The sequence below is a fragment of the Microbacterium sp. STRO-2N genome (assembly GCF_057747775.1).
Genome location: NZ_CM173223.1, coordinates 3,636,248 through 3,659,814, shown reverse-complemented (window position 1 = coordinate 3,659,814; position 23,567 = coordinate 3,636,248). Strand labels below are relative to the sequence as shown.

Here is a 23,567-nt window from a genome sequence, read left to right as displayed (position 1 = left end):
TCCGGCGCCGCGCACCGCTAGCGTGGGGGCGTGCTCGACGTGCTCCGGACCATCGGCCGCCTGCTGTGGCGGCACTGGCCCGCATTGCTCGCCTGGTACCTGGCGGGGATTCTGGGCCGCTACGCCGTGATCGAGGTCGCCGGATTCGTCGGCGCGTACGACGCGGTCGCCGGCTCACTGCTGCTGCCGCTCGCAATCCTCGCGCGGCTCATCGCCCTCGTGGCGATGCTCCTCGTGCTGCGCGACGGGATGCGCCAACTGAACGCGATCGCCCCCGTCCCCGTCGAGGCCTGGGCGCGCCGCCGCGAGTTCTTCGACGCACTGATGGGCGGCATCCTCCCGTTCTTCGCGTTCTACGCGGTGTGGGGTTACCTGCGCGAGGACGCCGCCGCGTACTCGAACCGCCTCCTCGAGGTGAGCACCTCGCTCTCCGCACAAGCGATCTTCGAGGAGACGACGCAGGCAGGCGATGGACTGGCCGGGGAGATCGTGCTGACGCCCCTGACGGTAGGGATCGTCGTGGTCGCGTTCGCGCTTCGGTGGCTGCTGAAGCGATACCGCGATCGGCTGCCGGCGTGGTTCGGCGTGTTCGCGGTTTACCTGGAGACCGTGTGGGTCTACTTCGCCGTCACGGTCATCGGGATCGTCCTCGGATCGGTGACGGCATGGGTCGGATCTCGCCAGGCGATGGTCTGGCTCGGCGACCTCCGAGAGACAATCGCGACGGCGTTCCTGCCGCTCGCCTGGATCTGGGAGGCGGTGGAGTGGCTGCTCGGCGAAGCCGGCGGGATCATCCTGCTTCCCGTCGCGTGGCTCACGATCGCCGGTGTCGTCTACGGCCAGGCCGTCGCGGCCGAAGTGCCCACCGAGGATCTCGGAGGAGAGGCGGGCCGCCGCATCCGTTCGCGCTACCGGTCGCTCCCTGCCCGCGTGCGTGCGCGCCTCGCCGACATGTGGGAAGAGGTCGTGTCGCGATTCCGCCCGATCGGCAAGGCCCTCGTGCTGATGTGGCGAACGGGGCCGGTGCTGATCGGCGGCTTCGTGCTGCTCTACACCCTGCTCCTCGCACTACAGGGTGTGCTTGATTGGGCGGTGACTCGCACGGTCGGGCCGCAGGACCTGGACGAGTTCTGGCTCGTGAACGACCAGCTCATCTTCCTCCTCGTGCCGGTGCTCATGGAGCCCGTCCGCATCGCTCTCGTGGCGAGCGGCTATGACTCCGTCATCGGTCGCCTTCGGCAGCGCGAGTACGTGTCGCACGGACAATCGGGCGAAGAAGCCGAAAGCGACGACTCATCTCAGGGTTCGACGACCGCGCTCACGAATTCGGGGGACGCTTCGGCGAGCTCGAACTCGACCGCGAACGGCCCGGAGGCGTCGGACGGGACGAGGTAATCGACCTCCAGCGAGTAAGGCCTCGTCTCTCCGTCGATGCACGATGTGGGGTGATTGACGTCCCACCCTCTCTCGAGCTCATAGGACGCCGAGTTCCATTGGCGTTTCGCCCCACCGATCTCACGCAGCGGTGGCTCGCTGCACAGAAGCGACGAGTCCCCGGGATCGATGCGCAGCTTGACCGACACGACCCGTGTGCCTCGCGGGGCGAGCGGCGATTCGGTGAACTCCGCGCTCGCAGGCCCGATCGTCGCGCCGCCGTACTCGATGGACTGGCCGGGCTCGAGTGGGAGGGCGTGGGTCGCGGTATTCGCTGCTACGCCCGCCCACTCGTTCGACGAGATCGCGAACGCCGTGACGGGCACAAGTATCGCCAGCACGCCGAGCGCGGCCCCGTTGGCACGCCACCATCCGCTCATGGATTCGCCCACCCGGTTTCGACCAGCTCCGCATCGTCGACGTGCCGTACCTCCGCGAGATCGAACGGCAGCAGGATCAGTGAATCGAGGCGCGTGTCGGAGCGGACCGCCAGCTCGAGCATGCCGTCCCCCGCGTCGAGGTCGTCGGGCAGCTCGAAAGCGAGGCTGCCGCTCTGAGGGATACCGGCTGAAAGGGGCGCGCCGGCGATCGTGTCGGGCCGCTCGCTCGCGCTGTACCGCACGCCGTCGATCTCGATCATGGCGTGCTGCAGCAGAGCGCCGCGCTCCGACACGACCGATGCGGCGTCGAGGTCCACGACGAGCCAATTGCCGTCAGCCGACCAGGAGTCGTCGCTCTCTCTGACTGCGTCGGCGCGGCGGAGGTCGGTGATCGTCGCGGCGATGTTGCGCCCGGCGGCTTCCTCGCCGATGACGGCAGGCACCGTGAACGGCGCCTGAGCGACATCGGTGCCGGGTGTCACCAGCGCGACGAACCAGGCTGCGACGATCAGTCCCAGCCCTATGCCCCAGGCGACCCACGGCCGTCGCGCGCGCTCAGCCCCCATCGCCGGCCTCCTCGGCGTCGCCGGCGCCGATGTCCTTGATCGTCAGCGAAACACGGGCGTCGGCCACGGGATCGCTCCACCACTGCCCCTCCGTGACGAACGACCCGGTGTAGAGCGAGGTGTCCGAGAGTGTCACCGTCAGCGTGTCGCCGTCGGCGAACGCGTCGGCATCGACGGGCCAGGCGTAGACCAGCTCTGCGGGGACACGCGGCTGCAGGTACACGATTCCCGTGGCGTCGTCCATCCGGGCGACATCCCTGGGATCATCGACGCCCTCGACGGAGAACGAGACGGTCACTCCGTAGAGGCCCGTGGTCCTCAGCGGTTCATCCCACCGGTTCTCGATGTCGATGATGAGGGCGAGTACGCGCTCTCCGTCCTCAGGGTAGACACCCGCCTCGGGCAGCTCGTCGATGAGCACCGCGCGCTGCACGGCGAGCGAGCGCTGATCCGTGACGTGCGCTTCGCCCGGCTCGAGCTGCGCCAGCTCGGGCGACGCTGCTGTCGCCAGTCCCCCGAACGCGGCGGTCGCGACCAGGAAGAGGCCCGTCGCGATGCCGGCGAACCACCTCGTCGGCACGCGGTCGCTCGCCGCGCGGATCCACTCGAAGCGGCGCTTCGGCACACGCGTGGCGTCGGGCGTCTCGGACACGGGACCAGCCTAGGGGCGCCTGGCAGCGGTATCCCGAACCGCATCGTCCCACGCGTGGATCCGGCTCAGGCGACGCACCAGAGCCTAGGCTGGTGCCATGGTGACCGACCCGCGCACGGGCGACACCGGCCGCCCCGCTTCCGACGAAGAACTCGCCGCGCGTGCGGTCGCACTCGCGGAACGGTGGATCGCCGAGAGCGCCGGCGTCGAGGTCGACGCGGCGGCCGAGCGGCTCGCCGGCGTACTCGAGGACCCGACCGGCCTGCCGTTCACGATCGGGTTCGTCGACGGCGTGATGCGCCCCGAGAGCCTGGCCGCCGCGGCGACTCAGCTGCACCGCATCGCTCCGCTCGTGCCCGGCTTCCTGCCGTGGTACCTGCGCGGCGCCGTCCAGGTCGGCGGCGCCGTCGCGCCCGTCCTGCCCACCCCCGTGGTTCCGCTCGCGCGGCGCGCGCTGCGCGAGCTGGTCGGCCACCTCATCGTCGACGCCCGCCCCGAGAAGCTGGGCCCGGCCATCGCCGCGATCCGCGAACGCGGCGCGCGACTCAATCTCAACCTGCTCGGCGAAGCCGTGCTCGGCGAACGCGAGGCGCTGCGACGGCTCGAGGGCATCCACGAGCTCATCCGCCGGACCGACGTCGACTACGTCTCGGTCAAGGTCTCGGCGATCGCGAGCCACGTCTCGATGTGGGCGTTCGACGAGACCGTCGAGAAGGTGGTCGAGCGGCTCCTGCCGCTCTACCTCACGGCCGCGACGGACGGGACCTTCATCAACCTCGACATGGAGGAGTACCGCGACCTCGACCTGACCGTCGCCGTCTTCACGCGCCTCCTCGAGGACCCGCGGCTGCGGCACCTCGAGGCGGGCATCGTCCTGCAGGCCTACCTCCCCGACGCCCTCCCCGCACTGCAGGAGCTCACCGCGTGGGCGCGCGAACGCGTGACGGCCGGCGGGGCGCGCATCAAGGTGCGTCTCGTCAAGGGTGCGAACCTCGCGATGGAGCACGTCGACGCCATCATGCACGGGTGGTCGCCGGCGCCGTACGACGTCAAGGTCGACACCGACGCCAACTACATCCGCTGCCTGCGATTCGCGCTGCGCCCCGACAGCACCGCCGCAGTGCGGGTCGGTGTGGCCGGGCACAACCTCTTCGACATCGCGTACGCGTGGCTGCTCGCAGGCGCGTCGGGATCGGCGGGCGGGGACCGCGAGTCGGTCGAGTTCGAGATGCTGCTCGGCATGGCACAGGGGCAGGTCGAGGTGGTCTCGCGTGAGGTCGGCCCGGTGCTCCTGTACGTGCCGGTGGTGCATCCCGACGAGTTCGACGTGGCCATCAGCTATCTCGTGCGGCGCCTGGAGGAGAACGCGTCCGACGAGAACTTCCTGTCGGCGGCGTTCCGGCTCGCCGACGACCCCGAGCTCGTGGCGCGCGAACGCGACAGGTTCCTCGCGTCGCTCGCACGTGCCGACGACCCCGGCCTCGCGACCGGGCCGCGTCGCACGCAGGATCGCGCGACCGCCCCGGCGGATTCGCCGCGCGCCCGCGCCCGGCTGCTGAGGGCGGCGCCGGCCGACGACGAGCCTGCGGGTCTGACCCAGGCCGTTCTCGGCATCGCGCGGTCGGCCGCCGGGGACGATACCGCGCCACTGCCTCGTTCCGCGCCCGAGCAGGTCTTCGCCGGCGACGCGTTCGTGGAGACCGCCGTCTTCGCTCCGCGCGAGTCCGCGACGCGCGCGCCGGGCGCGCCCGGGTTCCGAAACGCCCCCGACACCGATCCCGCACTGGCGGGCAATCGAGCCTGGGCTCGCGGCATCCTGTCTCGAATCGAGACCTCACGCGCCGGCGACGCGACGCTCGCCGCTGCGCGGGTGACGGATGCCTCGACTCTCGACGGCATCGTGCGCCGCGTGACGGATGCCTCGACCGAGTGGGGCGCGATGCCCGCTGCCGATCGCGCCGCGGTGCTGGCCGAAGCCGCCCGCGCCCTCGAAGAGCGCCGCGGAGAGCTCATCGAAGTGGCCGCGTCCGAGACCGGGAAGGTGTTCGCCGAGGCCGACATCGAGGTGAGCGAGGCCGTCGACTTCGCGAACTACTACGCCGCGACCGCGCGTGAGCTCGACCGCGTGAGCGGCGCGGTGTTCGAGCCGTCGCGGCTCACGGTCGTCGCACCGCCCTGGAACTTCCCGATCGCGATCCCCTCCGGCGGTGTGCTCGCAGCGCTCGCCGCAGGCTCGGGCGTCGTCTTCAAGCCGGCGCCGCAGGCGCGGCGCTGCGCCGCCGTCATCGCCGAGGCGCTGTGGGACGCCGGCGTCCCGCGCGACGTGCTCGCGCTGGTCGACATCGACGAGGGCGGCCTCGGCGAGACGCTGATCACGCACACGCTCGTGGATCGTGTCATCCTCACCGGGTCGTGGGAGACCGCCGCGCTGTTCCGATCGTGGCGCCCCGACCTCGACCTGCACGCCGAGACCAGCGGCAAGAACGCGATGATCGTGATGCCGTCGGCAGACCTGGACCTCGCCGTCGCCGACCTCGTCAAGAGCGCGTTCAGCCACGCCGGGCAGAAGTGCTCCGCGGCGTCGCTCGCCATCCTCGTCGGACCCGTCGGGCATTCACGCCGCTTCGCGCGTCAGCTGGTGGATGCCGTGACCTCGCTGCGCGTCGGGCCGCCGTCGGACCCGCTGTCGGAGGTCGGGCCGGTCATCGAGCCGCCACGGGGCAAGCTCGAGTGGGCGCTCACGACGCTCGACCACGGCGAGCAGTGGCTGGTCGAGCCGCGACCGGTGGATGCCGGACCGGAGTACGCGGGGCGCCTCTGGACCCCCGGCATCCGCACCGGCGTGCAGCCCGGCTCGCGCTTCCACCGCGAGGAGTTCTTCGGGCCGGTACTCGGCATCATGCACGCATCGTCGCTGTCGCAGGCGATCGACCTGCAGAACGCGGTCGACTACGGGCTCACCGCGGGCCTGCACACCCAGAATCCCGATGACCTCGCGCTGTGGCTCGAACGCGTCGAAGCCGGCAACCTGTACGTCAACCGCGGGATCACGGGCGCGATCGTGCAGCGGCAGCCCTTCGGCGGCTGGAAGCGATCGTCGGTCGGCGGCGGCGCGAAGGCCGGCGGGCCCAACTACCTCGTCGGACTCGGCCGCTGGCGCGCGACGACCGGGGGAGCCGCCTCGACCTCGCTGCACCTGCGGGGCCTCGACTCGCGCATCTCCGCCGTCATCGAGGCTGCGCAGCCGTCGCTGGACTACGACTCGTTCGAATGGCTGCGCCGCGGCGCCCTGTCGGACGCCATCGCGTGGGACCGCGAGTTCGGCCGCGTCAAGGACGTCTCGCGTCTCGGCGTCGAGCGGAATCTTTTCCGATACCGGCCTGTTCCCTCGGTCGCGCTGCGCGCGACGGCCGATGCGACCTGGCCCGCCGTGCTGCGCGTCGTGATCGCCGGCATCCGCGCGGGGTCGGCCACGTCTCTCAGCGCACCCGTCGGACTGCCCGCGGCCGTCAGACGCGCGCTCGCCGACCAGGGCGTCGAGGTCTTCGTCGAGACCGACGAGGAATGGCTCGAGCGCATCACGAATCCGAGCGACCCCGAAGATCCACTGCTCGCGCAGAGCGCCGGCGTCGTCGCGTCGCCCTCGCGAGTGCGGCTGATCGGGCCCCGCGCCGGCGTCGGAGAGGTGCGGCGCTGGGTGTCGGCGGCGGTGGGCGGCGACCCCGACCTGGCGATCTTCGACGGCGACGTGACGACCGCCGGGCGGCTCGAGCTGCTGCCGTTTCTGCGCGAGCAGTCCGTCACCATCACCGCGCACCGCTTCGGCCACCCCGACCCGTGGTCGGAGGACGTGATCTGACCGGAGCCCCACGCTCCGCAGTCGGTTCTCGTCGCCTTCGATCGTCAGTTCGTGCGGTTCCCGACTGCGGAGCACCCACGTCGGACGCTCGCGGCGGGACGGGCTACTCGTCGTCGGCGCTCGTGAAGCCGGTCGATTCGCGCGCGACGATGCGGAAGGCGGGCTTGAAGGTCTCGGGCGGACGCCGCTCACCCTTCTCGTTGATGCGCTCGATGAGCCGGTCGACCGCGATCGTCGCGATCTCGTCGCGGCCGGGATCGACCGTCGTCATGGACGGCACCGAGTAGCGGCTCTCGTCGATGTTGTCGAAGCCGATCACCGCGACGTCGTCGGGCACGGTGAGGCCCTCCTCGCGCAGCGCACGGAGCACGCCGAGGCCCAGCGTGTCGCTGAGCGCGAACACGGCGTCGAACTCGACGCCCTCGCGGACCATGAGGTGGATCGCCGCCGCGCCACCGGCGCGGTTCCAACGCGACATCTCGGTGGGACGCACGAGAGTCGGATCGAGGTCGATCCCGGCCTGCTCGAGGGCGCGGATGTAGCCCTTCAAGCGGAGGTTCGCGGAGCTCGCCTCCTCGCCCCCGCCGAGCTCCGCGCCGACCAGCGCGATGCGGCGCCGGCCGATCGAGAGCAGGTGCTCCACGGCGGCCTGCGCGGAAGACATGTTGTGCATCGTCACGTGGTCGGTCGGGCCGCCGAAGATCCGCTCGCCGAGGAGCACGAGCGGTCCGTCGACGGCCAGTGCCGGGGCATCCTCCTGGCCGAGGCTGACCGGACTGAACAGCAGGCCGTCGAGGAACCGCGGCCGGCTGCTCGCCACCGCCTGCAGCTCGGCATCGCGCTGTCCGCTGGTCTGCTCGACCATGACGCCCAGCCCTCGCTTCTCGGCGGCGCGGATCACGGCGTCGGCGAGCTCGGCGAAGTAGTTCTCACGGAGCGACGGGACCGCGAGACCGATGACCCCGGTGCGCCCCGACCGCAGGCCGCGCGCCGAGAGGTTCGGTCGATAGTCGAGCTGCTCGATCGCCTCGATCACCCGTTCGCGGGTGCCCGGACGCACGTGCGGGTAGTCGTTGATGACGTTCGACACGGTCTTGATCGAGACGCCCGCCACCCGGGCGACGTCATGCATCGTCGGTCCCATCGACGCTCCCGCTTCCCTGTGGATGTCTCACTCTACTGCCCGACCGACGCGAGCACGGTGGTCGACAGCCCGGCGAAGTCGCACGGCGTCCGCCAGGATCTACATCGTTGCAGAACGATGTTTCGCAACGGCCCCAGGAATTTTCGGGACGCTCTTGACAGTGGCGCGGGCCCAGTGGGAAAGTGTCTCCACAAGTTGTTCTACAACGTTGTAGACCGAAGTCGAGCAGGGCCCGCTTCCCGAGCGGCCGACCTCGGAACGGTCGCGCACCGACGAAGAAGTCCCGCAATCGAAAGGAAACTCCAGTGAAGACGAAGCACGTCCTTGCTGCGGTCACGACGCTCGCCATGCTCGGCGCTCTCGCCGCCTGCTCTCCCGGAGGCGACGACGGTGGCAACGCGGATGGCGGCGACGCCGCGACGAACTGCACCAACACGATCCCCAAGGAGGATCTGCCGGTCGTCACCATGTGGGCCTGGTACCCCAACATGGAGCTCGTCGTCGACAACTTCAACGAGCAGAACGACGAGGTCCAGGTCTGCTGGACGAACGCCGGCGCCGGTGGGGATGCATACGACAAGTTCCAGACCGCCATCTCGGCGGGCAGCGGCGCCCCTGACGTCATGATGGTCGAGGCCGACCGCATCGCGACCTTCCAGGCGCAGGAGGCCCTCGTCGAGCTGAACGACCTCGGCTACGAAGACGTGAAGGACAACTTCAGCGCCGGCGCCTGGAAGGACGTCTCGGTGGGCGAGGGCATCTACGGCGCTCCGGTCGACGGCGGCCCGATGGGCATGATCTACCGGACCGACATCTTCGAGCAGTACGGCATCACCCCGCCGACGACGTGGACCGAGTTCGAGGCGGCGGCGCAGGCCGTGAAGGATGCCGGCGGCCCGTTCTTCGCGAGCTTCGCGGCGAACCAGCCCGCTGAGGTCACGGCGCTGATGTACCAGAACGGCGCGCAGCCGTTCGAGTACGACCCCGCCAACGAGGGCGTGATCGGGATCAACCTCAACAGCGACGAGATCAAGGAGGTCCTCGACTACTGGGCCGGCCTCGTCGAGAAGGGGCTGGTCGGCACCGAGGACCAGTTCACCCCCGAGTACATCGCGGGCGTGATCGGCGGCGACTACGCCACCTACCTCTCGGCCGCGTGGGCACCCGGCTACCTGCAGGGCGCGGGCGTCGGCGAGGGCGCGGACGCCGGCGTGTGGGCGGTCGCCCCCATGCCGCAGTGGGATCCGAGCAGCCCCATCGCCATCAACTGGGGCGGCTCGGCCTTCTCGGTGACGAGCCAGGCGAACGACCCCGAGCTCGCGGCCAAGGTGGCGTTCGGCGTCTACGCCGACCAGGCCTCGCTCGACGACGGCTGGCAGAACCAGATCATCTTCCCGCTGAACGTCAACGTGCTCGAGTCGGACGAGTTCCTCGACTACGAGGTGCCGTTCTTCAACGGCCAGCAGGCCAACAAGGAGGTGTACGTGCCGGCGGCGAACGCCTACGAGGGCATGACGTACACGCCGCTCGGTCAGTACTACTACTCGCAGCTCACGGAGCAGATCGCCCGCATCAACGAGGGATCCGCCACCGGCTCCGAGGCGGCCGACGCACTGCAGGAGGCCGTCGTGGCCTACGCAGAGGAACAGGGGTTCACCGTCGAGTGACCTGACCCGCCAGGGCCGGTCCGTGCTCACGCGGACCGGCCCTCGGTCATCCCTTCACAGACCCGGAGAAATCATGACCTCCTCAACAGCAAGTCCCCTGACGAAGAAGGGGCGCAGGCGCGCGGCCGACGCGCGCCAGAACCTCACCGGCTGGCTCTTCGTCAGTCCGTTCGCGATCGTATTCCTCGCCTTCCTCGTGCTGCCGATCGGGTTCGCGCTGTATCTGAGCCTCTTCCAGAAGTCGCTGATCGGCGGAACGCGGTTCGTCCTCTTCGGCAACTACGCCAAGGCGTTCACCGACCCGTCGTTCCTTGACGGCGTGTGGTTCGTCATCCGCTTCTCGCTCGTCCTCATCCCGCTTCAGATGGCGGTCTCGCTCGCGATCGCCCTGATCCTCGACATCGTGGTCTCGCGGTTCGCCCGGTTCTCGCGGCTCATGATCTTCATGCCGTACGCGATCCCGACCGTGATCGGCGCGCTGATGTGGGGGTTCCTCTACAGCGACAACTTCGGTCCGCTCGCGGAGCTCTTCGAAACTTTTGGCGCTCAGGCCCCGGATTTCCTGAGCAGGAGCCTGATCTTCTACGGCCTGCTGAACATCGTCACGTGGCAATGGGCGGGCTATTACATGATCATCCTGTACGCCGCGCTGCAGGGGATCGATCCGACCCTGTACGAGGCGGCACGGATCGACGGAGCCTCCCAGTGGCAGATCGTGCTGCGGATCAAGATCCCGCTGCTCGCACCGGCGCTGCTGCTGATCCTGGTGTTCGCCCTGATCGGCACCCTGCAGTTCTTCAATGAGCCGAAGATCCTGCAGCAGCTGGCCGCCGGCGCCATCCCCGACGACTTCACCCCGAACATGTACGCCTATCAGCAGGCCTTCTCGCTGGCGAACTACAACTACGGCTCGGCGATCTCGTTCGCGCTGGGCGCGGTCGTGTTCGTCTGCGTGTACATCTTCCTGTTCGCCACCCGCAAGCGAGGGAGCTTCTTCTCATGAGCGTCACACCCACCGAGCGCATCGTCACGGGCCGGGCGCCGGGCAGTGCCCTCGAGCGCAGGCGGTCTCCCCGCGCGCGCGGGCGCATCTCGCTGAACATCGTCCTGGCGCTGCTGATGATCTACTTCCTGATCCCCTTCTGGTGGGTCATCGTGAACAGCTCGAAGAGCTCGGCCGGACTGTTCGGGGGAACGAGCTCGCTGTGGTTCGCCCCCGACATCAACTACCTCGAGAACCTGGTCGACCTGTTCACCTACGGCGGCGGGATCTACACGCGCTGGCTCATGAACTCCGCCCTCTACGCGATCGTCGGGGGAATCGGGGCGACGGTGCTCTCGGTGCTCGCCGGCTACGGCTTCGCGAAGTACCGCTTCGCGGGTCGGAGAGCCTCGTTCGCCATCCTCCTCGGCGCCGTCATGGTGCCCACCACGGCGCTCGTGATCCCGACGTTCGTGCTGTTCGCGCAGGCCGGGTGGACCAACACGATCTGGGCCGTCATCCTGCCGTCGCTGCTCAATCCGTTCGGCGTGTACCTGATGAACGTCTACGCCCGCGACTCGGTGCCCGACGAGCTCCTGGATGCCGCGCGCGTCGACGGGGCGGGGGAGTTCCGGACGTTCCTGCAGGTGTCGCTGCCCCTCTTGCGCCCGGCCATCGTGACGGTGCTGCTGCTGTCGACGGTGGCGTCATGGAACAACTACTTCCTGCCGCTCGTGATGCTCTCGGACAACCGCCTCTTCCCGGTGACCGTCGGCATCGGACTGTGGCAGTCCACCGCGGCGACCTACGGCGCCGCGGGCGGGCAGAGCCTGTGGAGCATCATCATCCTGGGTTCGCTCGTCTCGGTGATCCCGCTCATCATCGCCTTCCTGGCGCTGCAGAAGTACTGGCAGGGCGGGCTGTCGATCGGAAGCCTCAAGTGAGCCGGTCCGCCGCGCCGCGCCCCCGTCCCGCCTGCCCTGGAAGAGAAGAATGATCCGCGCACACCTCACCATCGACCCGCACTTCGAGGTCGGACCCGTCAATCGGCGCCTCTTCGGCTCGTTCGTCGAGCACCTGGGCCGCTGCGTGTACGACGGGATCTACGAGCCCTCCCATCCGACCGCGGACGAACACGGCTTCCGTGCCGACGTCGTGGAGCTCGTCAAGGAGCTGGGCGTGTCGACCATCCGGTACCCGGGCGGCAACTTCGTGTCGGGCTACCGATGGGAGGACGGCATCGGGCCGCGGGAGAACCGCCCGCGCCGGCTGGATCTCGCGTGGCACTCCACCGAGACCAACGAGATCGGGCTCGACGAGTTCGCGACGTGGCTCGACAAGGTCGGCGGCGAGCTGATGTACGCGGTCAACCTCGGCACCCGCGGTGTACTGGAGGCGCTCGACGTGCTCGAGTACGCCAACCACCGGTCCGGCACGTACTGGTCCGATCAGCGTGTCGCCAACGGGCATCCCGAGCCGCACGGCATCCGGATGTGGTGTCTCGGCAACGAGATGGACGGCCCGTGGCAGCTGGGTCACAGCACGGCCGAGCAGTACGCGCAGCTGGCGGCGGCCACGGCGAGCGCCATGCGGCAGGTCGACCCGGACCTCGAGCTCGTGGTCTGCGGCAGCTCGAGCGCGCAGATGCCGACGTTCGGGGAGTGGGAGCGCGTCGTGCTCGAGCAGACCTATGACGACGTGGACTTCATCTCGTGCCACGCCTACTACGAGCCGAGGGGTGACGACTACGGGAGCTTCCTGGCCTCGGCGGTCAACATGGATCGGTTCATCGAGGCCGTCGTGGCGACCGCCGACCACGTGAAGGCGGTGCGGGGCAGCGACAAGACCATCAACATCTCGTTCGACGAGTGGAACGTCTGGTACCAGTCGCGCTACCAGGAGGTGGAGCGGATCACGGATGTCGAGACCTGGCCGGTCGCGCCGCGTCTCCTCGAGGACTCATACTCGGTGCTGGATGCCGTCGTGTTCGGCAGCCTCATGATCTCGCTGATCCGTCACGCCGACCGTGTGACGGCGGCGAGCCTCGCGCAGCTGGTGAACGTCATCGCGCCGATCATGACGGAGCCGGGAGGGCCGGCGTGGCGCCAGACCACGTTCTTCCCGTTCTCGCTGACGTCCACCCTCGTGCGGGACGTCGCCCTCGAGCTCAAGCTCGACAGCCCGACCTACGAGACGGAGCTGTACGGGGACGTGCCCGTGGTGGACGCCGTGGCGACGCACGACGCCGACGGTGCGGGCACCACGGTGTTCGCCGTCAACCGCAGCCTCACCGAGGAGGTCACGCTCGAGATCGACACCCTCTCGCTCAGCGGGATCTCGCGTGCGCAGGCGACGTCGCTGTTCGACGACGACATCCATGCGGCGAACACGCTCGCCGACCCCGACCGCGTGCGCCCGAAGGAGAACACGTCGGTCGACCTCGGCGAGGGGACCGTGCGCATCACCCTTCCGCCGGTCTCGTGGACGGTGCTGACGCTCGAGTGAGGCGAGGGCGAGATGGCTCGCATCCAGCGGGTGACCCTCAAGGAGATCGCCGCCCGGACCGGCATGTCGATGACGACGATCTCGAAGGTGCTCAACGGCGCGACCGACGTCTCGTCGGCGACCCGCGCGCTGGTGGAGGAGAGCCTCCGCGAGAGCGGCTATCGACGCCGCCGCAGCAGGCAGCGGCGGGAGTACATCGAAGTCGTCCTGCATGAGCTCGACGGAGAATGGGCGCTCGCGGTCATCGAGGGCGTGCGCGAGACCGCCGCGGAGGCGGGGCTCGCGATCTCGCTCTCGGTGAGCGGCGATCGCGGGGCCCCCTCACCCGACTGGCTCGAGTCGGCGCTGCGCCGGGGTCCGGCGGGCATCGTCCTGCTCTTCGCCGGAATCCCGCCGGACGATCGGGCGAAGCTCCGCGCGCGAGGCATCCCGTTCGTCATCATCGACCCTGCCGGCGATCCGGCACCGGGGGTCCCCTCGGTGGGCTCGGCGAACTGGTCGGGCGGACTGACCGCCACGAGGCATCTGCTGGAGCTCGGACACCGCCGCATCGCAGCGATCACGGGCCCCGAGGACATGATGTGCGCGCTCGCACGACTCGACGGCTACCGCGCGGCGATGACGTCGGCCGGCGCGACGATCGAGCCGGAGTGGGTCCGGTACGGCGACTTCCGGCGGGAAGGAGGCGAGCGCCACGCGCGAGACCTCCTCCGCCTGCCGGACCCGCCGACGGCGATCTTCGCGGGGAACGACCTGCAGGCGCTCGGCGTGCTGCAGGCTGCGCGAGCGATGGGGGTCGCCGTGCCGCAGGATCTGTCGGTCGTGGGGTACGACGACCTGGCCATCGCCGAGCTCGCCGGTCCCCGGCTGTCGACGATCCATCAGCCACTGCGCGAGATGGCGGAGCAGGCGACCCGCATCGTGCTGCGGCTCCTCGATGACGTGCCACCGGAGGTCACGCGCATCGAGCTGGCGACGAGCCTCGTGGTGCGGGATTCGACGGCCCCGCCACCCGCGATCGGCGTCTAGGACACAGGCGACGGATGCCTCGACCCGACTCATGCGCCGGATCGAGGCATCCGTCATTCCATGCCGACCGGAAGAGAGCTGTCGGAACGCGTCCTCGCAGCCCCCTTCAGCGGGAGGTCAGTCCAGCCAGTGGCTCAGGTTGGACGTGATCTGGCCGGCCAGGGCTGCGAGCCCGGTCGCCTGCTCCGCGGTCACCTTTCCGGCTGCCTGGAACTCGCTCACCTGCGTGACGTAGCCATCCAGCACCTCGACGGCACCGGTGCCGTCTCCGTTGGCGACGAGCTTCAGCGCCTGCTCGAGCTTGACCGTGAGGGCGTTCTTGTTGCCCGCGTTCAGGTTCGTCGCCGCCACGTTGGCCTTCAGCTGCCCGATCTCGTCCTGGATGAACGTCTCGGGGTGCCAGAGATAGTCACGAGCCCAGATCGAGAACAGCTGGTTCCAGGCATTGAAGTCGTGCGCACCGGCGACCGTCGTGTTCTCGATGAACCCGACGTTGTCGAGGTTCGCCACCGTGTTCGGGTTCGGCAGACCGAAGTCCCAAGCGCCGCCGCCGTAGTGGATGTACGGGTAGAGCAGGTCCGGCGTCGAAGCGGGGACGCTCGCGCCACCGCTCCAGGGACCGTAGTACCCGAACTGGTCGGCATCGTCTCGGATCAGGTTCTGGGTCACGGCGGAACCGGCCGACAGTCCCGCGAAGGCCCGGTCGATCGCCTTGGTCGAGACGTTGTAGTTGGCCTCGACGAACGGGATCACCACGTTGCGCAGGTTGGGGTACGCGTCGCCGAGGACGGCCTGGTTCCCCACGGGGCCGAGGGAGTTCGTGTTCGTCGTGATGACGACCGCGGGCTCGGTGGTTCCGTCGTCGAGCAGGTTGTCCATGATGACCGGGACGTTGCCCATGTTCATCCAGTCGGACTGGTCCTGGCCGCCGCCATGCTGCATGTAGACCGTCTTGTACGGTTCAGCGCGGTCGGCGTCGTAGTCCGGCGGGAGGTACACCCCGATGGTGCGCGGGATGGTGCCGCCCAGAAGGGGCAGACCTGGGACCTCGACGTAGCTCCACGTGCCCTTCGCCGAGTCCTCACGTGGCAGCTCGATCTGGCGCGCGGCGAGGGGCTCGAAGTTCTGCTTCTCGGCGTCGTAGGGCACGAACACCTTGTTGAACGCACGCCGTGCCGTGCCGGTGATCCCATCCGGCGCGAAGATCGGCGAGTTCGCCGGGTCGGCGACCCAGTGGTTCGTGTTGTTGTCGACGTAGAACCAGTACTGGTTCGCGCCGGCCGCGAGCGGCACGTCGATCTCCCAGTAGCCGTTCCCGACGCTGGTCATCTGGGCGTCGTATCCGCCGCCGCCGCGCATCAGGCCGGGCTGGTACTGCGACGGCTGGTAGACCGTCGGGTCGCTCAGGTCCGCCCAGTTGCGAAGCAGGATGTCGGCGACGAAGCGCACGCTCGTCGCGTCGGGGTTGTAGTAGACGAAGTGCCCGCTGTAGCCCGTCGGCGAGTTCGGGTCCGCGTAGACGGTCGGGCCCGGAGTCGGGTCCGCGGCCTGGGCGGCGAGCGGCAGGGTGCCGAGCACCATGACCGCAGTCAGTCCCAGGGCGGCGAAGGGCTTCACGAGCCGGTGGCGGCGACGGCCGACGCCCGGCCCCGGGTCTTCCCCAGCGTGGATCCTCCGTTGGAAAACGCTCATTGCTGTTCCTCCTTGAATAGCCGTCGTGCGCCTCGACGCGGGCTCCGACGTCGCCAGGGTAGCCACGGTTTACGACGTTGTAAAGGGATTCTTTACGACGTTGTAAACCCAGGCGCTTCGGATGGCGGCATCCGGATCACAACGTTGGAAATTCCTCTTGACCCGCCGTCCAGACCTTGCCAGAGTGGGCGGCGTACGGCGGTTTACGACGTTGTAAATGCAGTCCTCTCAGCGTCTGCGATCGTCTCCCGTCCGGCGCGCGAGCGTGCACCGCTCGACCGAGCCGGTTCATTCACACGAGATGAGGAATCGATGGAGATCACATCCGAGAGCCGGCCAGCACGCCGGCTCGGGACGATGAGACGCACGGCCGCTCTGCTGACGGCCGTCGTCGTCGCACTGGCGGGCCTTGCGGCGTCCGCTCCCGCGGCTGCGGCCGACCCGTGGGTGACCGTGCAGGACGACGGCTACCTCCGGATCGCGGTGCCGAACGCCGCGGTGGAGCAGGCGGTCGGCCCCGTGTCGCAGGTCGTCGTGGAGGGCAACTTCGGCCCGTCCCACAACTGGGCGCAGATCGGACTCTCGCGCAGCGGAGCGAACTGGACGGCGACGTACGGCCCCTTCGAGCCGGGCTTGTACTACTACCAGGTCACCGGTGACGACAGCAAGGTCCTGAAGGACACGAGCAACCCCACGAGCGTCGCGTCGGAGCCCGAGTGGAGCACCTTCTTCATCCCGGGTGAGTCGGCCGCGCTCCTCGCCGACGCTCCCGATGCGGCGGGAGCCATCGAGACCCTGACGTATCAGAGCTCGGTCGCGGGCGAAGAGCGGCAGGCGCTCGTGTGGGTGCCGCCGACCCACCGGGCCAAGGGCAAGAAGCTGCCGGTGCTGTACCTCCAGCACGGCGGCGGCCAGAGCTATCGCGACTGGGTCGAGGTGGGCCGTGCCGAGCAGATCCTCGACAACCTGTGGCTGTCGGGACAGCTCGAAGACATGCTGGTCGTGATGGGCAACGGCAACGTGCCCGACTTCCCCGCCGAGCTGATCGAGAACATCGTCCCCGCCGTCGAGAGCACCTACAACGTGTCGCCCTCCAAGAACCATCGCGCGCTTGCGGGCCTGTCGATGGGCGGCGGCCAGGCGTTCGAGGTGTTCCGCGAGCACCCGGGCGAGTTCTCGGCGATCGGCACCTTCGGTGCGGGGCGCTTCGGCGACCTCGGCACCATCCCGGTCGACCGGATGAACGACCGCACCGAGCTGTTCCGCGTGTATGTCGGCAACAAGACCGACATCGCGTACAACGACGTGTTCGACTCGATCCAGAAGTTCGACGCCCTCGGCCTCGACTACCAGTTCGACGGGGTCAATCCGGATGCCGGGCACAACTGGAACGCGTGGCAGGAGAACCTCATCGACTTCGCGCCGCGGCTGTTCACGGGTGAGCCGTCGGATCCTGCCACGAGCGAGGGGCACACGGCGCTGACGGAACGCTTCGAGCCCCCGGCCGCGGGCACGACGCCGACGCCGTGGCTCACGGAGGACGACTTCGTGACGTTCGAGACGACGGCCGACTTCGCCGACGCCGAGTACGTGTCGGTGTGGGCGAACTGGGCGCCGGGGGGCAGCTGGCTCCGGGTCGAGATGACCAAGGTCGGCGACCGCTGGCGCGCGACCGTGGGGCCGCTCGAGGAGAAGTTCTACCACTACCGGCTCATCGTCGACCGCCAGTCCGTGAAGGATGCGTCGAACCCGACGAAGGTGACCTCGGAGCCGGCGTGGAGCACCTTCCTCGTCCCGGGCGAGGGATCGCGCCTGCTCGCGGATGTGCCCGAGGGCCAGGGCGGCAGCCTCGACGTCATGAAGTACCAGAGCACCGTGGCGGGCCAGGAGCGGAGCGCCTACGTGTGGACACCGCCCGGGTACGACCCCGAGCGCGCCGAGCCGTACCCGCTGTTCGTGCTGAACCACGGCGGCGGCCAGAGCTGGACCGACTGGGTCGAGGTCGGGCGTGCTCGCCAGATCCTCGACAACCTGTCGCTCGACGGTGCGATCGAGCCGATGGTGGTGGTGATGCCGAACGGCAACGTCAGCAACTATCCGCGTGAGCTGCTCGAGAACGTCGTGCCGGTGACCGAGGAGCGCTATCACGTCAGCAGCGACCCGGCCGACAGGGCGCTCGCCGGACTCTCGGCCGGCGGTGCGCGGACGGTCTCGGTGCTGAAGGCGCACCCGGGCGAGTTCGCGTGGATCGGCACGTTCGCGGCGGGCTTCGGCGGCACCGCCGGCGTGGACGCCGCGGCGATCAACGCCGGGACCGAGCTGTATCGGCTCTACACCGGCGATATCACCGACTTCACCTACGGTTCGGTGATCAACTCGCTGCCGGTGCTGGACCAGCTCGGAATCGAGTACGAGTTCGCCGGGGTGACGATCGGCCCGCACGGTTGGGACGTCTGGCAGAAGAACCTGATCGACTTCGCGCCGCGCCTCTTCCACGAGACCGCGGGGTGAGTCGCACGCGCGGGGTCACGTCGGTCCCGCGCTGAGAGACAGGATGATCCGGATGCCGCGGCCCGCGGCATCCGGATCATCCCAGCGGGTCCGCCTTCAGGTCGCGCACGTGGTAGAACTCCTCGTCCCACAGCAGGTAGACGAGCCACGCGGGGAGGATGTACGTGGACTGGAGGTAGTCCTCCTGCGAGGCGTGGATCCGCCAGCCCTCCATCTTCTTACCGGTCTCGGCCGACATCGCGTACTCGGGATCGGGCTGATTCTCGACGACGAGCCTGCCCTGCTCGCCGCCGAAGGTCTCGAGGGCCTTCGTCGGGCTGATCGTGTAGACGAGATGGTCGGGGCCGCGGTAGGAGCCGCCCTCGTCCGCGAGACGGGCGATCGCGAGCTCGGTCACGCGACCCATCTCCATGTGGTCGAGGTGCCCGGTGGCGCCCGACTCCGGCCAGAAGCCCACGACGACGTCGGGCTTCACGCGCCTCATCGTGTCGACGAGCCGCTCGACGAGCTCCTCCTCGTCGGCCTCGGGCACTCCGCCGTCCGGGTAGTCCCACACCTCGTGCTCGTCGACGCCGAGGTTGAAGCTGTTCTTCAGCGCCTCGGCCTCGCGGACGAGGCCGAGGTCCTCCTGCCGGGCCACGACCGGCACCTGGTGTCCGGCCTCGCCCCGCGTCGCGGTGACCATCGCCGTGTACGCGCCGTCCTGGGTCTTCGCACGCCAGAACAGACCGTTGACGGTCTGCTCGTCGTCCGGATGGGCGAACACCCCCAGAACGCGCTCGCCGCCGAGCTCGCCGACGACGGAGTCGACGCCCTTCGCGGTGGGCATGTGGAAGAGGCTCCGCCCCGCCCAGTACAGGCCGACGCCGGCGACGACCAGGACGGCCGCGACGACGATGAGCGCGATCCAGCGTCTGCGCATGAAGACTCCATTGTTCGGCGAGGTGAGTGCGGCGACGTCGCGGCCCTTCGGGTGTCCGGTGCTGTCGGCGCCGACGGTCGAGGCATCCTAAACCGCATGTCTCGCCGCGTGCGATTCCCGCTTCGCGCACGGTGTCAAAGATTCTTGACACTGCATGCATCGCCAAGCTATCGTCATGTCAAGAATCTTTTACTTCTGGAGGATGGCCGTGGTCTACGAGGAACGCAACATCTGGACGAGTCTCATCGTCTCGGTGATCGCGATGACGGTATACGTGCTCGTCGTGCTGCAGCAGGCCGGCGGCGGCCCGCTGACCGATGTCGACTGGGTGCCGATCATGCTGTGGACGATCGGCGCGAGCATCGCGGGGGCCATCGTGCTCAGCATCCTGTGGGGCATGTTCGCCGGTATGAAGGACCCCGACGGCGTCGGGAAGTCCGACCAGCGCGACCGTGACATCGCGCACATGTCCACGCGCGTGCAGCAGGCGTTCCTCGTGATCGCCGGGCTCGGCGTGCTCGTCCTGTGCGCATTCGAGGCCGACTGGTTCTGGATCGCGAACACGATGTTCTTCGGCTTCGCGGTCTCGTCGATCGTCGGCGGCATCGCGAGCGTCATCGCCTACCGCCGCGGCCTCGTCTGATGGTCAAGCCCACCAAGGTCACCAACTCGATCCGCGCCGTCCGCGAGGCCGCCGGGATGACGCAGGCCGAGCTGGCGCGTCAGATCGGGGTCACCCGCCAGACCCTCATCGCGATCGAGCAGGGTCGGTACTCGCCGACGCTCGAGCTCGCCTTTCAGATCGCCCGCGCCTTCGACGTGGGCCTCGACGACCTCTTCGCCTACCCGGAGGACTGACATGAACACGACCGCTCCCGACGACTCCGCGACGCCCGTCACCGCGCTCCGCTCCGACACCATGCGCGCCTGGAGCCAGACCCGCTACGGCGGCCCCGAGGTCGTCGCACTCGGCGACACCGGTGTTCCGGCGCCGCGTCGCGGCGAGGTGCTCGTTCGCCTGCGGGCGACGGGTCTCAACAACGGCGACGTGCGCGTCATGCGCGGCGAGCCGCTCCTCGTGCGCGCCGCGTTCGGGCTGCGCCGGCCGAGGCAGCCGGTGCGGGGGATGGATGCCGCCGCCACCGTGGTCGCGATCGGCGACGGCGTGGAATCGTTCCGCGTCGGCGACGAGATCGTGGGCGAGCTGCCGGCCGGAGGGGGCCTCGCGCAGTACGCGGTGGTGCCCGCCTCCCGACTGGTCGCTCGGCCTGCCGCGCTCGATCCTGTCGTCGCCGCGACGCTGCCGGTGGCGGGCGGGACGGCCTGGCAGGCGCTCGAGCGGGGAAACGTGGAAGCCGGCCACCGCGTGCTCGTCATCGGCGCCTCGGGCGGCGTCGGCACGTTCGCGGTGCAACTGGCGGTGCTCCGCGGCGCCGAGGTGCACGCACTGTGCGGCGAGCGGAACCGGGCACTGGTCGAAGGGCTCGGCGCATCGCGCACCGACGACTATCGGATGACGGATGCCGCGACCCTGCCGGCGGGGACCTACGACGCGGTCATCGACATCGCCGGCGCGGCGCCCCTGCGCGATCTGCAGCGACTCGTGCGCGACGGCGGCCGGGTGGTGATGGTGTCAGGCGAGGGAGGGCGCGTGCTCGGCCCGATCGGGCGGATCGCCGGGGCATCCCTGCGCTCCCTCGGTTCACGGCGCAAGCTGGTGATGCTCGCGGCCGTCGCGAAGGCGGACGTGCTCGCCGAACTCGTCGCGCTCGCGGCAGACGGGCGGGTGCGCCCGGTCATCGAGCGCACGTTCCCGTTCGCCGAGGCCGGCGCCGCGCTCGCGCACGTCGACGCGGGCCACACCGTCGGCAAAGTCGTGGTGCTCGCCGGCTGACCGCGCTCTTCGCCGTTCCCAGGCCACGCCCAGTCTCCGTGAGAGAATGGGTGCGGCGTGCCCGGACCGCCCTTCGACCAGCACCGGACCGATGCAGCAGCTCGGATCCGACGCATCGGAGCCGCCGGGCCTCTGGACAGCGTCCGCCGCACCTTCGCAAGGAGACAGATGTCCATGCACGACACCGCGCCAGCCCCCTCGACCAGCTCGGCGACCGAGGCCCCGGTGACCCGCATCCAGCAGCACCGCCGCTACCTGATGTGCCGCCCCGAGCACTTCACGGTCAGCTACAAGATCAACCCGTGGATGGAGCCGGCCAACCCCACCGACACGGCGCTCGCCGTGCGGCAGTGGCAGGCGCTCTACGACACCTACCTCGAGCTGGGACACGAGGTGCACCTCATCGATCCCATCGAGGGCCTGCCCGACATGGTCTACACGGCCAACGGCGGGTTCGTCATCGGCGGCGTCGCGTACGGCGCGAAGTTCCGCTTCCAGGAGCGCGTGCCCGAGGGCCCGGCGTTCATGGAGTGGTTCCGCGACAACGGCTTCGAGGTCGTCGAGCCCGTCGAGGTCAATGAGGGCGAGGGCGACTTCCTGCTCGTCGGCGACACGATTCTCGCCGGCACCGGCTTCCGTTCGACCGGCGACAGCCACCGCGAGCTCGCCGACGTGTTCGGCAAGGAGGTCGTGAGCCTCAACCTCGTCGATCCGCGCTTCTACCACCTCGACACCGCCATCTCGGTGCTCGACCCCGTCGAGGGACCTGGCGGGGCGGACCGTGCCAACATCGCCTACCTCCCGGGAGCCTTCGACGAGCGCAGCCAGGCGATCCTCGCCGAGCGGTACCCGGACGCCATCCGCGTCGCCGACGCCGACGGAGCCGTGTTCGGCCTCAACTCGGCGAGCGACGGGCTCAACGTGATCATCTCGCCGCGCGCGAAGGGCTTCGAGGCGCAGCTGCGCGAGCGCGGCTACAACCCGGTGCTCGTCGACCTCTCCGAGCTGCTGCTCGGCGGCGGCGGCATCAAGTGCTGCACGCTCGAGCTGCGGCGCTGAGAGAAGGACCCATGACCTCGCTCTCCGTAGACTCCGCCATGGCCCGCATCATCGCGGACGAAGACGAGCACGTCGCGCACAACTACCACCCGCTTCCGGTCGTGATCTCGCGGGGCGAGGGCGCGTGGGTGACGGATGTCGAGGGCCGGCGCTACCTCGACCTGCTGTCGGCGTATTCGGCCCTCAACTTCGGCCACGGGCATCCTGCTCTCGTCGCTGCCGCGCAGGAGCAGCTGAACCGGCTCACGCTCACCAGCCGGGCGTACCACAACGACCGGCTGGGTGCGTTCGCCGCGGCGCTCGCCGAGCTGTGCGGCAAGGATCTCGTGCTGCCGATGAACACCGGCGCCGAGGCCGTCGAGACCGGGATCAAGGTCGCGCGCGCGTGGGGCTACCGCACGAAGGGCATCGCTCCGGATGCAGCGACGATCGTCGTCGCGCACGGGAACTTCCACGGCCGCACCACCACGATCGTCGGCTTCAGCGACGATCCCGACGCGCGCGGCGACTTCGGTCCGTTCGCGCCCGGGTTCGTCCCGGTGCCGTTCGGGGACGCCGCCGCCATCGAGGCGGCGATCACTCCCGAGACCGCGGCCGTGCTGATCGAGCCGATCCAGGGCGAGGCGGGGGTCGTTCTGCCGCCCGAGGGCTACCTGCGAGCCGTGCGCGAACTCTGCACGCGTCACGGCGTGCTGTTCATCGCGGACGAGATCCAGTCGGGACTCGGCCGCGTCGGCGAGACGTTCGCGTGCGACCGCGAAGGCGTCGTGCCGGACGTGTACCTGCTCGGCAAGGCGCTGGGCGGCGGCATCCTTCCGGTCTCCGCCGTCGTCGCGGACCGCGATGTGCTGGGCGTCATCCGTCCGGGCGAGCACGGCTCGACGTTCGGGGGCAACCCGCTCGCGGCGGCCGTGGGCCTGCGCGTCGTCGAGATGCTGCAGTCGGGTGAGTTCCAGCAGCGGGCGAAGCTCCTCGGCGAGCACCTCGAGGCGAAGCTCGGGGAGCTCGTGGGCCACGGCGTCACCGGGTTCCGGTCCGCGGGCCTGTGGGCCGGCATCGACATCGACCCGTCGGTCGGCACCGGCCGCGACGTCGCCGAGCGGCTCATCGCGCGCGGCGTGCTCGTGAAGGACACGCACGGTCAGACCATCCGTATCGCGCCACCGCTGGTGGTGCGCGGCACCGAGCTGGACTGGGCGATCGAGCAGCTGCGGGTCGTGCTCGCGGGCTGAGTCGGCGCGGACGATGCCGCGGCGCCGACGGACCCGGCG

The 23,567-nt window shown here is 69.4% G+C and carries 19 protein-coding genes; 13 read left to right on the top strand and 6 right to left on the bottom strand.

Translation table 11 applies throughout. The annotated features are described in order from the left end of the window. Positions 1–30 precede the first annotated feature (30 nt). The gene (locus AC3ANN_RS16810) at positions 31–1,395 is read left to right on the top strand and encodes a hypothetical protein (protein ID WP_488338525.1); all 1,365 of its coding nucleotides are present in this window, start codon (positions 31–33) and stop codon (positions 1,393–1,395) included. Here the strand turns inward: AC3ANN_RS16810 and AC3ANN_RS16805 are convergent. From AC3ANN_RS16805 to AC3ANN_RS16795, 3 genes are read right to left on the bottom strand one after another with little or no spacing between them, the layout of a single operon-like run. Beyond that, a complete protein-coding gene (locus AC3ANN_RS16805; RefSeq protein WP_488338524.1) occupies positions 1,299–1,814 on the bottom strand; it encodes a hypothetical protein in 516 nt (171 codons plus the stop codon). The two genes, AC3ANN_RS16810 and AC3ANN_RS16805, sit on opposite strands and share 97 nt — an antisense overlap. Continuing rightward, positions 1,811–2,380, bottom strand: coding sequence for a hypothetical protein (locus AC3ANN_RS16800; RefSeq protein WP_488338523.1), 570 nt, complete (start codon positions 2,378–2,380; stop codon positions 1,811–1,813). The genes AC3ANN_RS16805 and AC3ANN_RS16800 overlap by 4 nt, the downstream gene beginning before the upstream one ends. Continuing rightward, positions 2,370–3,032 (bottom strand): hypothetical protein, encoded by a 663-nt coding sequence (locus tag AC3ANN_RS16795; protein WP_488338522.1) that lies wholly within the window; start codon positions 3,030–3,032, stop codon positions 2,370–2,372. The genes AC3ANN_RS16800 and AC3ANN_RS16795 overlap by 11 nt, the downstream gene beginning before the upstream one ends. Before the next feature lie 97 nt (positions 3,033–3,129). On the opposite strand from AC3ANN_RS16795, the gene AC3ANN_RS16790 reads away from it, so the two are divergent. Next, positions 3,130–6,891: a proline dehydrogenase family protein gene (locus tag AC3ANN_RS16790; protein ID WP_488338521.1), complete on the top strand. Its 3,762-nt coding sequence runs from the start codon at positions 3,130–3,132 to the stop codon at positions 6,889–6,891. Between the two features lie 103 nt (positions 6,892–6,994). On the opposite strand, the gene AC3ANN_RS16785 is transcribed toward AC3ANN_RS16790, so the two are convergent. Next, complete coding sequence (locus tag AC3ANN_RS16785) at positions 6,995–8,023, bottom strand: LacI family DNA-binding transcriptional regulator (RefSeq protein ID WP_488338520.1); 1,029 nt, start codon at positions 8,021–8,023, stop codon at positions 6,995–6,997. 317 nt (positions 8,024–8,340) lie between these two features. Here AC3ANN_RS16785 and AC3ANN_RS16780 point away from each other — a divergent pair, with 317 nt between their 5' ends. The 5 genes from AC3ANN_RS16780 to AC3ANN_RS16760 all read left to right on the top strand — a co-directional run bounded on the left by AC3ANN_RS16780 (position 8,341) and on the right by AC3ANN_RS16760 (position 14,218). Then, entirely contained in the window at positions 8,341–9,702 is a 1,362-nt protein-coding gene (locus tag AC3ANN_RS16780; RefSeq protein WP_488338519.1) for an ABC transporter substrate-binding protein, read from the top strand. A gap of 73 nt (positions 9,703–9,775) precedes the next feature. Then, entirely contained in the window at positions 9,776–10,705 is a 930-nt protein-coding gene (locus AC3ANN_RS16775; RefSeq protein WP_488338518.1) for a carbohydrate ABC transporter permease, read from the top strand. Then, on the top strand, positions 10,702–11,628 hold the full coding sequence (locus AC3ANN_RS16770) for a carbohydrate ABC transporter permease (protein ID WP_488338517.1): 927 nt from the start codon (positions 10,702–10,704) through the stop codon (positions 11,626–11,628). The genes AC3ANN_RS16775 and AC3ANN_RS16770 overlap by 4 nt, the downstream gene beginning before the upstream one ends. Positions 11,629–11,677: 49 nt before the next feature. Next, complete coding sequence (gene arfA, locus AC3ANN_RS16765; RefSeq protein ID WP_488338516.1) at positions 11,678–13,189, top strand: arabinosylfuranosidase ArfA; 1,512 nt, start codon at positions 11,678–11,680, stop codon at positions 13,187–13,189. A gap of 12 nt (positions 13,190–13,201) precedes the next feature. After that, complete coding sequence (locus AC3ANN_RS16760; protein WP_488338515.1) at positions 13,202–14,218, top strand: LacI family DNA-binding transcriptional regulator; 1,017 nt, start codon at positions 13,202–13,204, stop codon at positions 14,216–14,218. 117 nt (positions 14,219–14,335) lie between these two features. On the opposite strand, the gene AC3ANN_RS16755 is transcribed toward AC3ANN_RS16760, so the two are convergent. After that, positions 14,336–15,910, bottom strand: coding sequence for an alpha/beta hydrolase (locus AC3ANN_RS16755; protein WP_488338514.1), 1,575 nt, complete (start codon positions 15,908–15,910; stop codon positions 14,336–14,338). Between the two features lie 312 nt (positions 15,911–16,222). Here AC3ANN_RS16755 and AC3ANN_RS16750 point away from each other — a divergent pair, with 312 nt between their 5' ends. Then, positions 16,223–18,421: an alpha/beta hydrolase-fold protein gene (locus AC3ANN_RS16750; protein WP_488338513.1), complete on the top strand. Its 2,199-nt coding sequence runs from the start codon at positions 16,223–16,225 to the stop codon at positions 18,419–18,421. A 76-nt stretch (positions 18,422–18,497) separates the two neighbouring features. Here the strand turns inward: AC3ANN_RS16750 and AC3ANN_RS16745 are convergent, their stop codons facing one another. Next, positions 18,498–19,343 (bottom strand): PIG-L deacetylase family protein, encoded by an 846-nt coding sequence (locus AC3ANN_RS16745; RefSeq protein ID WP_488338512.1) that lies wholly within the window; start codon positions 19,341–19,343, stop codon positions 18,498–18,500. A gap of 175 nt (positions 19,344–19,518) precedes the next feature. On the opposite strand from AC3ANN_RS16745, the gene AC3ANN_RS16740 reads away from it, so the two are divergent. The 5 genes from AC3ANN_RS16740 to rocD all read left to right on the top strand — a co-directional run bounded on the left by AC3ANN_RS16740 (position 19,519) and on the right by rocD (position 23,528). Then, positions 19,519–19,986 carry a hypothetical protein gene (locus AC3ANN_RS16740; RefSeq protein ID WP_488338511.1) on the top strand — a complete coding sequence of 156 codons (468 nt, stop codon included), beginning with the start codon at positions 19,519–19,521 and terminating at the stop codon, positions 19,984–19,986. Next, the gene (locus tag AC3ANN_RS16735; RefSeq protein WP_488338510.1) at positions 19,986–20,201 is read left to right on the top strand and encodes a helix-turn-helix transcriptional regulator; all 216 of its coding nucleotides are present in this window, start codon (positions 19,986–19,988) and stop codon (positions 20,199–20,201) included. Before AC3ANN_RS16740 ends, AC3ANN_RS16735 begins: the two co-directional genes overlap by 1 nt. A gap of 1 nt (position 20,202) precedes the next feature. Further along, a complete protein-coding gene (locus AC3ANN_RS16730) occupies positions 20,203–21,237 on the top strand; it encodes an NAD(P)-dependent alcohol dehydrogenase (RefSeq protein WP_488338509.1) in 1,035 nt (344 codons plus the stop codon). A 174-nt stretch (positions 21,238–21,411) separates the two neighbouring features. Then, on the top strand, positions 21,412–22,296 hold the full coding sequence (ddaH, locus tag AC3ANN_RS16725) for a dimethylargininase (protein WP_488340860.1): 885 nt from the start codon (positions 21,412–21,414) through the stop codon (positions 22,294–22,296). Positions 22,297–22,307: 11 nt separating this feature from the next. Continuing rightward, positions 22,308–23,528 (top strand): ornithine--oxo-acid transaminase, encoded by a 1,221-nt coding sequence (rocD, locus tag AC3ANN_RS16720; protein WP_488338508.1) that lies wholly within the window; start codon positions 22,308–22,310, stop codon positions 23,526–23,528. Positions 23,529–23,567 lie beyond the last annotated feature (39 nt).

Coding starts and splice junctions, on each gene's coding strand:
- AC3ANN_RS16805 (WP_488338524.1), bottom strand. CDS start 1,814: ATGAGCGGATGGTGGCGTGCCAACGGGGCCGCGCTCGGCGTGCTGGCG.
- AC3ANN_RS16800 (WP_488338523.1), bottom strand. CDS start 2,380: ATGGGGGCTGAGCGCGCGCGACGGCCGTGGGTCGCCTGGGGCATAGGG.
- AC3ANN_RS16790 (WP_488338521.1), top strand. CDS start 3,130: ATGGTGACCGACCCGCGCACGGGCGACACCGGCCGCCCCGCTTCCGAC.
- AC3ANN_RS16785 (WP_488338520.1), bottom strand. CDS start 8,023: ATGCATGACGTCGCCCGGGTGGCGGGCGTCTCGATCAAGACCGTGTCG.
- AC3ANN_RS16775 (WP_488338518.1), top strand. CDS start 9,776: ATGACCTCCTCAACAGCAAGTCCCCTGACGAAGAAGGGGCGCAGGCGC.
- AC3ANN_RS16770 (WP_488338517.1), top strand. CDS start 10,702: ATGAGCGTCACACCCACCGAGCGCATCGTCACGGGCCGGGCGCCGGGC.
- arfA (WP_488338516.1), top strand. CDS start 11,678: ATGATCCGCGCACACCTCACCATCGACCCGCACTTCGAGGTCGGACCC.
- AC3ANN_RS16760 (WP_488338515.1), top strand. CDS start 13,202: ATGGCTCGCATCCAGCGGGTGACCCTCAAGGAGATCGCCGCCCGGACC.
- AC3ANN_RS16755 (WP_488338514.1), bottom strand. CDS start 15,910: ATGAGCGTTTTCCAACGGAGGATCCACGCTGGGGAAGACCCGGGGCCG.
- AC3ANN_RS16750 (WP_488338513.1), top strand. CDS start 16,223: ATGGAGATCACATCCGAGAGCCGGCCAGCACGCCGGCTCGGGACGATG.
- AC3ANN_RS16745 (WP_488338512.1), bottom strand. CDS start 19,343: ATGCGCAGACGCTGGATCGCGCTCATCGTCGTCGCGGCCGTCCTGGTC.
- AC3ANN_RS16740 (WP_488338511.1), top strand. CDS start 19,519: ATGTCAAGAATCTTTTACTTCTGGAGGATGGCCGTGGTCTACGAGGAA.
- AC3ANN_RS16735 (WP_488338510.1), top strand. CDS start 19,986: ATGGTCAAGCCCACCAAGGTCACCAACTCGATCCGCGCCGTCCGCGAG.
- AC3ANN_RS16730 (WP_488338509.1), top strand. CDS start 20,203: ATGAACACGACCGCTCCCGACGACTCCGCGACGCCCGTCACCGCGCTC.
- ddaH (WP_488340860.1), top strand. CDS start 21,412: ATGCACGACACCGCGCCAGCCCCCTCGACCAGCTCGGCGACCGAGGCC.
- rocD (WP_488338508.1), top strand. CDS start 22,308: ATGACCTCGCTCTCCGTAGACTCCGCCATGGCCCGCATCATCGCGGAC.